The organism is Aurantiacibacter marinus, from assembly GCF_001021555.1.
GTDB classification, from domain to species: Bacteria; Pseudomonadota; Alphaproteobacteria; order Sphingomonadales; family Sphingomonadaceae; genus Alteraurantiacibacter; species Alteraurantiacibacter marinus.
The window spans coordinates 264,359-278,301 of record NZ_LDCP01000003.1; the positions used below are offsets into that span (position 1 = coordinate 264,359).

The window sequence follows — 13,943 nt, forward strand, 5'->3', positions numbered from 1 at the left end:
ACGCGTTCATGTTGCACGCGCAACACTGTGCGTGTCTGAATGCAGGGAAGAATTGATGCGAATTTTGATCGTTGAGGATGAACCGACGCTCGGCCAGCAGCTTAAGTCTACGCTTGAGCAGAATGGCTATGCAGTCGACCTCTCCGTCGATGGTGAAGACGGCCATTTCATGGGCAGCACCGAAGAATATGATGCAGTAATCCTCGATCTTGGCTTGCCCGAGATCGATGGACTTACCGTGCTTGGCATGTGGCGCAAGGAAGGCCGCAAATTCCCGGTGCTGGTGCTGACGGCGCGGGACAGCTGGTCTGACAAGGTCGCCGGGCTGGACGCAGGCGCAGATGATTATCTCGCCAAACCATTCCAGACGGAAGAGCTGATTGCCCGTTTGCGCGCGCTGATCCGCCGCGCGTCGGGCAATGCCTCATCCGAACTGACGGCTGGCCCGGTGCGGCTCGACACCCGTTCGGGCCGTGTCACTCTGGCCGGGGAACCGGTCAAGCTGACAGCGCAGGAATACAAGCTGCTGAGCTACCTTATGCATCACAAGGGCAAGGTGGTCAGCCGCACAGAATTGATCGAACATATCTACGATCAGGATTTCGACCGCGATTCGAACACGATCGAAGTGTTTGTCACCCGCATCCGCAAGAAACTTGGCGCAGAAGTGATCACAACGATCCGTGGCCTCGGTTACAGCCTCGACGACCCCGACGATCAGCCCCGCGAATAGCGACGGCGCATCCGGAGATGTCTCCTCGATAGAGGATGAAGGCGCGCTGGCGGACGATGCTGGCGGCGTCCTGAAAGTCACGCATACCGGCAGTTTGTCGCGGCGTATGATGGTGATCGCGGCGGGATGGATCGTCATTCTGCTCAGTGTCGGGGGATTTGCGCTGGATCGGGTTCTGACCAGCCAGTTGCAGGCGGAATTCGATAACCGTCTGACCATCCCTCTCAATTCCATGCTGCGCTCGGCCGAGCTGGACCCTTTTGGCGAGGTGCGCTTCAACTCGATCCTTGGCGACCAGAACTATCTGGAGCCCGGCAGCGGTTCGTACTGGCAAATCAGCGGAGAAGGCCAAAACCCCCTGCCTTCGCGCAGCCTGTGGGATGACCGATTGTCTGTGCGCGACGATATCAACGCGACGGAGACAATCTTCTTCGATTCCGACCAGTTTGAAAATGAACCGCTGCGCATTGCCCAGCGAACTATCCAGCTTCCTGGCAGTGACGTGCGCTGGCAATTTGTGGTCGCGCAAAAGCGGGAAGATATCGACAACCAGATTGCCACGGTACGGGCTACTCTTGCCTGGTCTTTTGCTGTCCTGGGTATCGGGCTTTTTCTGATGGCGATGGCGCAGACGTGGTACGGTTTGGGGCCTCTGCGCCGTGTTCGGCAAGCGATTGCCCGCATCCGGTCCACCGGGCTCAACCGCGTGACAGAGCCATTGCCGCTGGAGGTGCAGCCGATGGTGCAAGAACTCAACGCGCTGCTGGCGCATTCCGAAAAGCAGGCGGAGGAGGCGCGTACCCACGCGGGCAATCTGGCCCACGCGCTGAAAACTCCGCTTACCGTGCTCAACAACGCGGCCCATGCGCAGTCACCCGATCTGGATAAAACCGTGCTGCGCGAAGCCGATACTATGCAGCGGCATGTCGATCACCATCTCGCCCGTGCACGAGCGGTGGGGCGGCGGGCCACGGGCCTTTCAAGGGCAAGCGCAATGGAAAGTGCGCTCGGTGTGGAGCGCGCTGTATCGCGCCTGTACAGCCATGTGCGCTTTGATATCGACGGCAAGGATGGCGACGTGGCGATGGAGCGGCAGGATCTTGATGAACTGCTCGGCAACCTTATTGAAAATGCAGCCAAATACGGTGGCGGCAGCGTGTTCGTGACGATGGATGCGGAGCCCGAAGCAGAGCAATATATTATCTGGATAGAAGATGATGGCGCTGGCATCCCTGAAAAGGCGCGCGACGAAATCTTCGGCCGCGGAGCGCGGCTGGATACTGGCAAACCGGGAACGGGCCTGGGTCTCGCCATTGTTCGTGATGTCGCGCAAATCTACGGGGGCAATGTGTCGCTTCACGAAAGCGAAGATCTGGGCGGCTTGCTTGTGAAACTTATGCTGCCCAGGGCAGGCGGCGCAGTGACAGTATGAGCCTCACGCAGCTTATTCGCCGCGAGCGCGCTGATGGTGCCGGATCACTTCATCGATAATGAAGCGCAGGAATTTTTCGCTGAATTCGGGGTCCAAGTCAGCTTCCGATGCCAAGGCGCGAAGTCTCTCGATCTGCCTCGCTTCACGCTCGGGATCGGCCGGAGGAAGCGAAGTCTTCGCCTTATACTGGCCAACAGCCTGGGTTATGCGAAATCGCTCTGCCAGAATGTGAATCAGCGCGGCATCGATGTTATCGATACTGCGGCGGAAGGAGGCAAGTTGGGCATCTGTGGCGGGATCGGTCATCAATCAGCTTTGTCTGGCGGTTGCTAGGATTTACTATTCAATGCGGCAGAAATGCACGCTTGCCAACACCCTCTGACATCCCCATTGAAACCCGCATGAGCGACAACGTCGTCCCCCTGAAGCGCGCCAACAGCGAAGAGCGTCCAACGCTCACGCCCATATTGTCGCTGACCGCTACGCCTATGAACTCGGTGAATGCGATCATCCTTGACCGTATGCAGAGCGAAATTCCGCTGATTCCAGCGCTGGCCGGCCACCTGATTTCCGGCGGCGGGAAACGCATGCGCCCGATGCTGACGCTCGCCGGGGCAGATGTTGTGGGATACCAGGGCACGCGCCATCACAAGCTCGCTGCCGCTGTAGAATTCATCCATACGGCCACCTTGCTGCATGATGATGTTGTCGACGGCAGTGAAATGCGCCGCGGTAAATCCGCTGCCAACATTGTTTACGGCAATCCGGCCACCGTTCTGGTGGGTGATTTCCTGTTCAGTCGCGCGTTTGAACTGATGGTGGAGGACGGCAGCCTGAAAGTGCTGAAGATTCTCTCCGGTGCCAGTGCGATCATCGCGCAGGGGGAAGTTGACCAGCTGACAGCCCAGCGCAAGATCGAAACGAGCGAGGAACGTTACCTCCACATTATCGGCGCGAAAACGGCGGCCCTGTTCGCCGCCGCCAGCCGCATTGCCGCTGTCGTGGCCGAGCGACCTGACGCAGAGGAAATGGCGCTGGACGACTATGGCCGCAACCTCGGCATCGCATTTCAGCTCGTCGACGATGCGATCGACTATGATTCCGATGCTGCCGAAATGGGCAAGGATCGCGGGGATGATTTCCGCGAGGGTAAGATGACACTGCCTGTGATCCTCGCCTATGCCCGCGGCAATCAGGAAGAACGCCGCTTCTGGGAAGATGCGATCGCCGGTTTCACGGTAGAGGATACAGATCTTGCCCATGCGGTAGAGCTGATCCGCAAGCATGATTGCGTGTCTGCTACCCGTGAACGCGCCCGTCATTATGCCCAGCGCGCCTGTGATGCCCTGAGCATTTTCCCCGACTCCGCCGCTCGCCGTGCGATGGTGGAAGCCGCGCAATTTGCGGTGGCACGGGGTTACTGAGGCGGTCGCGTGACCGCAGAACTCCCCATCAATGCCGTCCTGCCGGATCTGCTTTCCGCATTGCGAGAGGGCAGTTCGGCCGTGCTGGTCGCTCCTCCGGGCGCGGGCAAGACCACGGCTGTCGCGCCCGCATTGCTGGGCGAGGAATGGTGCAGCGGCCAAATCATCATCACCTCGCCGCGCCGCGTTGCGGCGCGTGCCGCAGCAGAGCGAATGGCGCAAATGCTGGGCGAGCGTGTCGGAGAGCGGGTCGGCTATTTGACGCGGATGGACAGCAAAACCTCCAAAGCGACCCGCATTCTGGTCGTGACAGAGGCCATTCTCGTAAACCGCTTGCTGGAAGATCAGGAACTGGAAGGCGTTTCCGCGCTGCTGTTCGATGAGGCGCATGAGCGGCATCTGGACAGCGATCTGGGACTTGCACTGGCGCTGGAAACGCAAGGCGTGCTGCGCGAAGATCTTCGCATTTGCGTCATGTCCGCAACCATCGACGGCGCGCGCTTTGGTCGGCTGATGGGGGAGAGCACCCCGGTTATCGAAAGCGAGGGCAAGGCCTATCCGCTGCAAATACGGTGGCTTGGCGCGTCGCCGGAAAGGCGGCTGGAGGATGCGGTCGCTTCCGCCGTCTTGCAGGCGTGGCGGGAAGAGGAGGGCGATATACTCGCTTTTCTGCCCGGCGTTCGCGAGATCGAGCGGACTCGGGAAACGCTTCAGGCGCGCCTGAGTGATACGCCGATCCTGCCTCTTCACGGGCAGGTGCAACCGCAAGACCAGCGCGCCGCCATTCGCAGCGATCCGGATGGTCGCAGGCGGATCGTGCTGGCCACCAGCATTGCCGAAACATCGCTGACGCTGGAGGGTGTTTCGATCGTGGTCGATGGAGGGATGAGCCGCCGGGCCGAGTTCGACCGGGCGGCTGGCACCACACATCTGGTAACGCACCGCGCCAGCAGGGCCGCATCGGCGCAGCGGGCAGGGCGCGCGGCGAGGCTTGGTCCGGGTGTCGCCTTTCGTCTTTGGGAAGAGGCCGCGCACGCCGGCCGGCCTGAATTCGACACGCCCGAAATGCTCAGTGCCGATCTGGCTCCGCTGGTGCTGAACCTCGCAAAATGGGGCGTCACTGATCCCGCAAACCTGCAATTTCTCGACACGCCGCCAGAAGCCTCCATAGCGAGCGCGCGGCACCGGCTGGCAAAGCTCGGCGCTCTGGATGCAAAGGGCGCGATCACGCCGCAGGGCCATCAGATCGCCAGCCTGCCGATGGACCCTGTGGCCGGGGCCGCCGTGCTGTTCGGGGCGGAAGCGGGGCAAGCTCTTGATGCTGCAAAACTGGTGCTGTTGCAGCAGGAGCGCGGCCTTGGTGGCCGGTCCGAAGATTTGCTCCAGCGACTGCACCGCTGGAATGGCGATCGCGGCGGCAAGGCAGAGGCATCGCGCAAACTGGCGCAGCGATGGGCACATGCAGCGCAGCGGCTGGTAACAGGCGCGGATGCAGGGGACCGAAACCCCGCACTGTTCCTCGCCTTCGCGCAGCCGGACAATATTGCGAGAGCCCGCGGCGGGTCCGGCGAACACTGGTTGTCGGCGGGTGGCAGGGGCTATCAGCTGGATCCAGCATCGCCGCTGGCGCGCGCGGAGTGGTTGGTGATCGCCGATGCGCAGGGTCAGTTGAAGGGCGCAAGGATCGTGGCGGCGGCGGAACTGTCCCCGCAGGATATCGAGCGGCATCTTGGCCACTTGATAGAAACGCGCACTGTCGCCCGCTGGAACGAGGCGGACGCCCGCGTCGAAGCGCGCCGCGAACGCAGGCTGGGCGCGATCACCCTGACAAGCGGGCCTGATCCCGATCCTGACCCGCAAGCGCTTCTGGATATCCTTGTGGAGAAGGCGGTGGAAAAGCTGGGGGAATTGCTGCCATCCGGTCTGCTGGCGCGGGCGCGCTTTGCCGGAGTTGATGCGCTCGGCCCAGAGACTTTGGCTGCGAAAGCGCAGGACTGGCTGGAGCCGCTGCTTACCGGACGCCGTGATCTCGCCTTGGCCCCTTCGCGCTACGGCGAGGCGGCATTGAACCTGCTGTCATGGGATGAACGGCAACAAATCGATACGCGCGCTCCGCGGAACTTCACCAGCCCGGCAGGCACCAGCCATGCCATCGATTACGCGGGCGAACATGCGCCCAGCGTGGAGGTCCGCGTGCAGGCTCTGTTCGGGCTCGACCAGCATCCCATGATTGGCAGCACGCCCCTCCTCATCCATCTGACCAGCCCGGCTGGCAGGCCCATTCAGGCAACCCGCGATTTGTCCGGATTTTGGCGCGGCAGTTGGGCGGATGTGTGCAAGGATATGAAGGGCCGATACCCGAGGCACCGCTGGCCGGAAGAGCCGTGGACAGAGAAACCGAGCCTGAAGACCAAAAACGCCTTCAAAAATGCCTTCAAAAACGGGGGCGGGTGAATTAGAGGCCATGCATGGCAGAAGCTCGTATCTACAAACGCCCGCAAAGCGCGATGCAATCCGGTCAGGCACACACGGACGAGTGGGTGCTCGATTTCGTGCCTGCAGAGGCGAAGAAAGCTGATCCGCTCATGGGTTGGAGCGGCAGTGGAGACACGCGCCAGCAGGTGAAGCTATCCTTCGAAAGCTCTGAGGCGGCGCAGGCTTATGCCGCAAAATACGGCATCTCCGCGCGGGTGCACACTGTTCCGGCCAAACGGCTGAAGCTGCAGGCCTACGCCGACAATTTCCGATAAGCTTTGGGCGGTACAATGTTGCCGCGCCGCTTTGCAGTTGAAATTCCTTTCACTCCTCGCCATATGCGGCGCGGGAGTCGGGTGGACGTTCGCGTTTGCTCACCGGGTCAGATCCGGAAGGAAGCAGCCCAGGTAAATGGCAGCGGGTCGCTCGGCTCCTTTTTCACAAAATATACATTCTTGGTGGCAATGCGGCCATGACATTCGCCGGGTGAGAGCCTAGTCTCATTTTCATGAGTGATTCCCCGGACAACCCGGATACACCGCCATGGGCGGATGATGGGCCTGAGCGCCAGCAGGAAGAGGCAAAGCCCTCCGCTGCCGAGTTGGAGGCCGCTGGCCAGAATTCCATGTTTGGCGATGCCGCGCCAATGCCGGAGCCTGAACCAGTTGCTGAAACTGTTTTAGAATCCAATCCAGCTGCGCCAACCACGCCGCCGACGGCTGCGCCAAAAGCCGCTGATCCGGCGCAGCCATACCGCGTTCTCGCGCGCAAATACCGCCCGCAAACCTTCAGCCAGCTGATCGGGCAGGAACCGATGGTGCGCACACTCGGCAATGCGATCGAGCGCGACCGGCTGGCCCATGCCTTCCTGATGACCGGCGTTCGCGGAGTTGGCAAAACCTCTACCGCGCGGTTGATCGCCAAGGCACTCAATTGCATCGGTCCAGATGGGCAGGGTGGGCCGACTATCGATCCCTGCGGCCAGTGCGAGCCATGTACGGCCATCGCAGAGGGCCGCCATATCGACGTGATCGAAATGGACGCCGCCAGCCACACCGGCATCGATGACATCCGCGAAATTATCGAGGCGGTCCGCTACGCCACAGTCAGCGCGCGCTTTAAAATCTACATCATTGATGAAGTTCACATGCTGTCCAAGGCAGCTTTCAATGGCTTGCTGAAGACGCTGGAAGAACCGCCGGAGCATGTGAAATTCCTGTTCGCCACCACCGAAGTCGAAAAGCTGCCCGTCACCGTCCTCAGCCGTACACAGCGATTTGATCTGCGGCGTATTCCGGCTGATTTGCTGCACAAGCACTTCGCCTATATCTGCGCAGAAGAAGGCGTTGGCGCAGAGGATGAAGCGCTGGCGATGATCGCGGCGGCGGCCGAAGGCTCTGTACGTGATGGTCTGTCCATCCTCGATCAGGCGATTGCCCATGCCGACATGGATGGCAACGATGCCGAAACCATGGTCCGCGCCGCCAAGGTGCGCGACATGCTTGGCCTGGCTGATCGCGGGGCGCAGCGCCGACTGTTCCAATATTTGCTGGAAGGCGAACCGCAAAAGCTGCTCGATGCGATTGCCGATCAATATGCGCTTGGGGTGGAGCCACTCGCGTTGATTCGGTCGCTGATGGAATTCACGCACCGGGTAGCCGTCGGGCAGATCGGTGAAGTCGATGCGCCGTCGGAAGAAGAGCGAACGGCGATTGGTGAATGGGCAGAACGTTTGTCCGCCGGGCAAGTCCACCGCCTGTGGCAATTGCTGCTTAAGGGCCATGACGAGGTGAAGACCGCGCCTGATCCGCTGGTTTCGGCGCAAATGGCACTGCTGCGCGTGCTGCATGCGGCCGACATGCCCGATCCTGGCAAGCTGGCAAAACAGCTGAAAGATGCCGCGATGAGCGGCGCCGCTGCCACTGGCACTACAGGCGGCGCAACGGGCGGCGGTGCGCCCAGTGCAGCGCTGGCGTGGGGCGATCTGGTCGACCGGATAGAAAATTCCGGTGCGCCCGGCTCGCTGTCTTTCGCCGGCCTGCTGAAAGCGCAAATTCGGGTTATCTCGCTGGTGCCCGGCCGGCTCGAATATACGCAGCCGCATGGCTATGACGATGATATCGCCAAGCAAGTTCGCCAGGGATTGCAGGAAATCATCGGTGGGCGCTGGGAAGTCGTGCGCAGCAATGGCGAAGGAGCGCCGACATTCTACGAGGCGGCAGAAGCAGTAAAGAAGGCGGAGGCAGAGCGTATCCGCAATCACCCGCTGGTTGCCGCAACATTCGATGCATTTCCCGATGCGCAAATGGTTGAAAGCACCGAACCCGCGCGCGGGACCGAAGACTGGAGCCGAAGGGCTTGAAATCTTGCCATTCGTCCTGAGCTTGGTGGCAAGTTCAGATCGAACGAGCGGACAATCACAAAAGGATCACCACTATGCAGAACATGGAAGAAATGATGAAAGCCGCGCAGGAAGCGGCGAGTAAGATCCAGCAGCAGATGCAGGATGCGCAGGTCCAGCTCGACAACATTGAAGTCGAAGGCACCGCTGGCGGCGGATTGGTGAAAGTGCGGGCCAGCGCACGTGGCCGCATTATCCGCGTGGATATTGACGAAAGCCTGATCAAGACCGAAGAAAAGCAGATCCTGGAAGACCTGGTGACCGCCGCATTCAACGACGCGCGCGACAAGGCCGACCGCAAGGCGGGTGAACATATGGCGGAAATGCAGCAGGGCCTTGGCCTGCCACCGGGGTTCAACCTGCCCGGCATGGGGTGAGAAAAATCCCTCTGGATTAAAGACTTAAGGCGCGGTAACTTGATGGCCTTGTATCTACCATCACGGAAACCTCGTAATGAAGAATAGTCTCTGGGCGGTGCTTCCTTCTCACATATTTCTCGTGCTCGCTTTATCCAATCCAGTCTCCGCGCAGGAAGACGCGCTTGTCTTGCCTGCTGCCAGCCCTTGGAATGTGGATATGGCAGCAGAGAGCTGCGGCCTGCGCCGTATTTTCGGCACCGAAGAGCAAAGCGTGTTTCTTGAGATGCGCCAGTTTGCTCCAGGCGGCTACGTCCGCTTCACGGTTTATAGCAATGAGCTGCGGAGCGGCAGCGAGGAAATGCGCTACACGCTCCACCCGGACACGGATGTCCTGTATTCGACGTCCCCCTACACTTTGACAACAGCCGATGGCGGGCAGGGTGCATCCTTCGGAGGGAGTATTTACCAGACCGAAGCAAACACTTCGGGAGAGGGTAATTACGATGGCTTCGGCAGTGATGATTCCCCGGCACCTCTCACCCCAGAAGAAATGTCCGATCGCGAGGCGCTAATCAATGCGATCAGTATCACAGGTGCATTTGAGCAGCCCGTTAGCCTGCAAAGCGGCTCGCTTGGTGCACCTATGCAGGTGATGAGGGGGTGTCTGGACGATCTCGTGGCGTCTTGGGGAATCGATTTGGAAGCTCATCGCACTCTGTCCCGTCCGGTACAGCCGCGCGGCTATCGGCGATGGGTCCAGCGAATTGTGGAAGATTATCCTTCCGCAGCGCTGCAGCGCAGTGAGCAGGCTGCTTTGCAAGTCCGACTTATAGTGAACCTAGAGGGCAGGGTTGAAGAATGCGTCGCCCAGTCAGAGGTTGGCGATCCTGTGTTTGTAGAAACAGCATGCCGTAGCTTGACGCGTAACGCCCGGTTCGATCCGGCGCTTGATGCCGAAGGAAACCCAATCAAAAGTTATTGGACCACCAGCATTCTTTACGCTCTTAACTGATCCGTCCGTGAAGACTGGCAAGGCTGAAGGAAGGCTCAAGGACATTTCCTTGCACAAGGTCTCGTCAGGTCGATCATCTGACAGGCAGGTGCTCCCAATCCACACCTAACCGTTCGCACCCGTTGCAGCTTTGCGGGTGCGCCCCCATATTCCCGTTAAAGCCATAGCGGCCCTGTTTGGAGCGCCGCACAGCAACGGAAATTGATATGAACGCCTACCCCCTTCTCCCCCTTCGCGACATTGTCGTCTTTCCCGGCATGGTCGTCCCGCTGTTTGTCGGGCGCGACAAGTCGGTTGCGGCGCTGGAGGCCGCGATGGAGGCGGATCGCGATATCTTCCTCGTCGCGCAGACTGATCCGGCAACGGACGATCCTGAGCGCGAGGATCTTTACGACATCGGCACGATTGCCCAGGTGCAGCAAATGCTGAAATTGCCCGATGGCACCGTGCGCGTGCTGGTTGAGGGGAAGTCGCGTGCGAAGATGAGCGAAATGCGGCTTGATGGTGATTTCTATCTCGCCCAGACCGCCGCGCTTGTTGAAACGACCGCCAGCGGCACGGAAGTTGCCGCCATGATGCGCAGCGCGCTTGACCAGTTTGCGGATTATGCGCGCACGAACAAGAAGCTGCCAGAGGATATCGAAAGCGAACTGGCCGATATCGAGGATGCAGGCCAGCTGGCCGATGCAATCGCCGCCAGCTTGACCGCAAAGGTCGATTCAAAGCAGCTTTTGCTTGCTGAAACTGATGCAATGAAGCGGTTGGAAATGGTATTTTCCGCTATGGAGAGCGAGCTTTCCGTGCAGCAGGTCGAACGCAAGATCCGCGGCCGCGTGAAGCGGCAGATGGAAAAGACCCAGCGCGAATATTACCTCAACGAACAGATGAAGGCGATCCAGAGCGAGCTGGGCGGCGAAGATGGCGATGTTGACGAGCTGGTGGAACTGGCCAAGCAGATCGCCGAAACCAAGCTGTCCAAGGAAGCCAGGGCCAAGGCTGAAAGCGAGCTGAAAAAACTGAAGGGCATGCAGCCCATGAGCGCCGAGGCGACAGTTGTGCGCAATTATCTTGATGTGCTGCTGGGCCTGCCGTGGGGCAAGAAAAGCAAGATCAAGAAAGATATCGCTAAGGCGCAGGAAGTGCTCGACGCGGATCATTATGCGCTCGAGAAGGTCAAGGACCGGATCATCGAATATCTTGCCGTGCAGGCGCGCACGAACAAGCTGAAGGGGCCGATCCTGTGCCTCGTCGGTCCTCCAGGTGTCGGCAAGACCAGCCTTGGCAAATCTATCGCCCGCGCCACCGGCCGGGAATTTATTCGCCAGAGCCTTGGCGGCGTGCGGGATGAGGCCGAAATTCGCGGCCACCGCCGTACCTACATTGGCTCTCTGCCGGGCAAGATCGTGTCCAATCTGAAGAAGGCAGGCACCAGCAATCCGTTGTTCCTGCTCGATGAGATCGACAAGCTTGGTCAGGATTTCCGCGGTGATCCGGCGTCGGCGCTGCTCGAAGTGCTGGACCCGGAACAGAACAGCAAGTTCCAGGACCATTATCTGGAGCTGGATATCGATCTGTCGGACATCATGTTCGTCACCACAGCCAACAGCCTGAACCTGCCTCAGCCGCTGCTGGACCGGATGGAGATCATCCGTCTGGAAGGCTATACCGAGGACGAAAAGGTCGAGATCGCCAAGCGTCACTTGATCTCCAAGGTTGTGAGCGACCACGGCCTGAAGGACGGTGAGTTCGAGCTGACCGAAGATGGCCTGCGCGATCTTATCCGGTACTACACGCGTGAGGCCGGCGTGCGGACGCTGGAACGTGAGATTGCCAATCTTGCGCGCAAATCCTTGCGCCAAATTCTCGAAAAGAAAACCGCGAGCGTCACCATCACTCCCGATAACCTTGGTGACTTTGCCGGGGTGCGCAAGTTCAAGCACGGCATGTCCGAAGAAGAGCCGCAGGTCGGCGCAGTCACCGGCCTCGCATGGACATCTGTTGGCGGCGAATTGCTCACCATTGAAAGCGTGACGACACCGGGCAAGGGTGAAGTGAAAACCACAGGCAAGCTGGGCGAAGTGATGAACGAATCTATCGCCGCTGCCTTCAGCTTCGTGAAGGCGCGTGCTCCTGCCTACGGTATCAAGCCGAGCATCTTCCAGCGCAAGAATGTCCACATCCACTTGCCCGAAGGCGCTGTGCCCAAGGACGGACCGAGTGCGGGCATCGGCATGGTTACGTCGATCGTGTCCACCCTGACAGGAATTGCCGTGCGTCCCGACGTGGCGATGACAGGCGAAGTCACATTGCGTGGCCGCGTGCTGCCTATCGGCGGCCTGAAAGAAAAACTGCTCGCGGCTCTGCGTGGTGGCATCAAGACGGTGCTGATTCCGGAGGAGAACGAGAAGGATCTCGCGGAAATTCCTGACAATGTGAAGGAAGGGCTGACGATCATTCCTGTCAGCCATGTCGATCAGGTGCTGGAAAAGGCGCTTACCGCCATACCTGCCCCTATCGAATGGACCGAAGCGGATGATCTCGCCAGCCAGCCGCACAATCAGGCGTCAGGCGCTTCGGCTGCTACGACTGCACATTGAATCGGGTTGCCGGACTTGGCGAGTGATTCGCCGTCCAGCAGCGATCTTTCGGAAATTCCCCCGTCAGGGGCTGCAACTGGTATGACGGACGCATGTTTTTGGCGCTTCAACGGAAAAAACGTCGTGCTGTGCGGGAATGCCTTTGACAGCGCCGGGAAAACTCGCTCAATTCCCACCAATCGCGCTGTGATTCAAATTCGCGGCCAATCACTTCACGTGAGGGGGTCTTCCTTAATATGAATAAGAACGAACTGATCGGAGCGGTCGCCGACTCAAGCGGCCTTTCGCGCAACGACGCGACAAAAGCTGTGGAAGCTGTGTTCGAAACAATTACCGGCACGCTTTCGAAGGGCGATGAAGTGCGCCTGGTCGGTTTCGGCACATTCTCCTGCGCCAAGCGCAAGGCTTCTACTGGCCGCAATCCGCGTACCGGTGAGCCGATGGCTATCAAGGCTTCGACCCAGCCAAAGTTCAAGGCGGGCAAAGGCCTGAAGGACGCAGTCAACTAATTCACTTGCGTACGGGGGGATGTCCGGCGGCTGGATCGCCCTCGGACATAGAGAAGGGCCGTTCCACTGGAGCGGCCCTTTCTTGTTGCAGCGTTACGCCCGTGTCGCGATGGCGTAGAGCGCGATCGCACCGGCGTTGGAGACGTTCAGGCTTTCCATTTCCGAACTGATCGGCAGTTTCGCAAGGGCATCGCAGTGCTGCGCGACATTGTGGCGCATGCCTTCGCCTTCGGCGCCGAGCACCAGCGCCACCGGTCCGGCAGGCAGGGCCTCTGCAAAGGTTGCATCTGCTTCTCCGGCAAGTCCGATTCGCCAATATCCAGCCTCCGCCATTTCCTCCAGCGCGCGCGCCAGATTGACCACGCGGACCCACGGCACGATTTCCAATGCGCCAGAGGCAGATTTTGCAATCACACCGCTTTCGGGCGGGGCATGGCGATCCTGCGTTACAATCGCCGCAGCATTGAATGCAGCGGCAGAGCGCAGCAGGGCACCAACATTGTGGGGATCGGTCACCTGATCCAGTACGACGATCGGGCGCGTTGCTTCGGCGTCCAGCACATCGGCCAGGTGCAAATCAGGCAGGGCCTCACATTCCAGTACCAGGCCCTGATGCGGTGCATCCTTTGCCACAAGCCGGGCAAGGTCTGCCACTTCAGCGCGTTCCAACGGGAAACCTGGTGGCAATTCACCTGAAAGCGAATCGATTCCATCCAAAGTTGCCCACAATTTGCGGTGCTGACGGCGCGGATTCATCAGCGCAGCTTCCACCGCGTGACGGCCCCACAGGCGTACAGTTCCCTTGGTTGCACGGCCTGAACCGCGTCCGCCCTGCATACGTCCGGCGCGTCCGCGCAGGTTCTTTTTGCCAACCTTGGCCATAGTTTGTGCCTTTCTCTGGCGCGCTACTGCCAGCAGCCCCATTGACAGGCAAGCAGTGCTTCGCCAAAGCGGCGCCTCTCGGCTGGAAGGTGGCTTTTTTAGACACCTCGTATCGTGGG

The 13,943-nt window shown here is 60.0% G+C and carries 12 protein-coding genes and 1 other RNA gene; 11 read left to right on the forward strand and 2 right to left on the reverse strand.

Annotated elements, in window-relative coordinates; genetic code table 11:
• Positions 1-55 precede the first annotated feature (55 nt).
• Together AB731_RS11340 and AB731_RS11345 are read left to right on the forward strand one after the other, a co-directional pair.
• Positions 56-733 carry a response regulator transcription factor gene (locus tag AB731_RS11340; RefSeq protein WP_047094041.1) on the forward strand — a complete coding sequence of 226 codons (678 nt, stop codon included), beginning with the start codon at positions 56-58 and terminating at the stop codon, positions 731-733.
• Complete coding sequence (locus AB731_RS11345; RefSeq protein ID WP_407921645.1) at positions 684-2,165, forward strand: sensor histidine kinase; 1,482 nt, start codon at positions 684-686, stop codon at positions 2,163-2,165. The genes AB731_RS11340 and AB731_RS11345 overlap by 50 nt, the downstream gene beginning before the upstream one ends.
• Before the next feature lie 12 nt (positions 2,166-2,177).
• On the opposite strand, the gene AB731_RS11350 is transcribed toward AB731_RS11345, so the two are convergent.
• Positions 2,178-2,471 carry a chorismate mutase gene (locus AB731_RS11350; RefSeq protein WP_047094040.1) on the reverse strand — a complete coding sequence of 98 codons (294 nt, stop codon included), beginning with the start codon at positions 2,469-2,471 and terminating at the stop codon, positions 2,178-2,180.
• A gap of 95 nt (positions 2,472-2,566) precedes the next feature.
• On the opposite strand from AB731_RS11350, the gene AB731_RS11355 reads away from it, so the two are divergent.
• From AB731_RS11355 to AB731_RS11390, 9 genes are all read left to right on the forward strand, one after another.
• Positions 2,567-3,589 (forward strand): polyprenyl synthetase family protein, encoded by a 1,023-nt coding sequence (locus AB731_RS11355; protein WP_047094039.1) that lies wholly within the window; start codon positions 2,567-2,569, stop codon positions 3,587-3,589.
• Positions 3,590-3,598: 9 nt separating this feature from the next.
• Positions 3,599-6,043, forward strand: coding sequence for an ATP-dependent helicase HrpB (hrpB, locus tag AB731_RS11360; RefSeq protein ID WP_047094038.1), 2,445 nt, complete (start codon positions 3,599-3,601; stop codon positions 6,041-6,043).
• A gap of 14 nt (positions 6,044-6,057) precedes the next feature.
• Entirely contained in the window at positions 6,058-6,339 is a 282-nt protein-coding gene (locus AB731_RS11365) for an ETC complex I subunit (protein ID WP_047094037.1), read from the forward strand.
• A gap of 70 nt (positions 6,340-6,409) precedes the next feature.
• An RNA gene (ffs, locus tag AB731_RS13855) (signal recognition particle sRNA small type) lies at positions 6,410-6,504 on the forward strand.
• A gap of 68 nt (positions 6,505-6,572) precedes the next feature.
• Positions 6,573-8,426, forward strand: coding sequence for a DNA polymerase III subunit gamma/tau (locus AB731_RS11370; protein ID WP_047094036.1), 1,854 nt, complete (start codon positions 6,573-6,575; stop codon positions 8,424-8,426).
• Positions 8,427-8,500: 74 nt separating this feature from the next.
• Positions 8,501-8,842 (forward strand): YbaB/EbfC family nucleoid-associated protein, encoded by a 342-nt coding sequence (locus tag AB731_RS11375; protein WP_047094035.1) that lies wholly within the window; start codon positions 8,501-8,503, stop codon positions 8,840-8,842.
• 76 nt (positions 8,843-8,918) lie between these two features.
• A complete protein-coding gene (locus AB731_RS13710) occupies positions 8,919-9,836 on the forward strand; it encodes an energy transducer TonB (protein WP_052769024.1) in 918 nt (305 codons plus the stop codon).
• Positions 9,837-10,042: 206 nt separating this feature from the next.
• Complete coding sequence (gene lon / locus AB731_RS11385) at positions 10,043-12,433, forward strand: endopeptidase La (protein ID WP_047094034.1); 2,391 nt, start codon at positions 10,043-10,045, stop codon at positions 12,431-12,433.
• 236 nt (positions 12,434-12,669) lie between these two features.
• Positions 12,670-12,942 (forward strand): HU family DNA-binding protein, encoded by a 273-nt coding sequence (locus tag AB731_RS11390; RefSeq protein WP_047094033.1) that lies wholly within the window; start codon positions 12,670-12,672, stop codon positions 12,940-12,942.
• 93 nt (positions 12,943-13,035) lie between these two features.
• Here the strand turns inward: AB731_RS11390 and rlmB are convergent, their stop codons facing one another.
• The gene (gene rlmB / locus AB731_RS11395; protein ID WP_047094258.1) at positions 13,036-13,824 is read right to left on the reverse strand and encodes a 23S rRNA (guanosine(2251)-2'-O)-methyltransferase RlmB; all 789 of its coding nucleotides are present in this window, start codon (positions 13,822-13,824) and stop codon (positions 13,036-13,038) included.
• Positions 13,825-13,943: the final 119 nt, after the last annotated feature.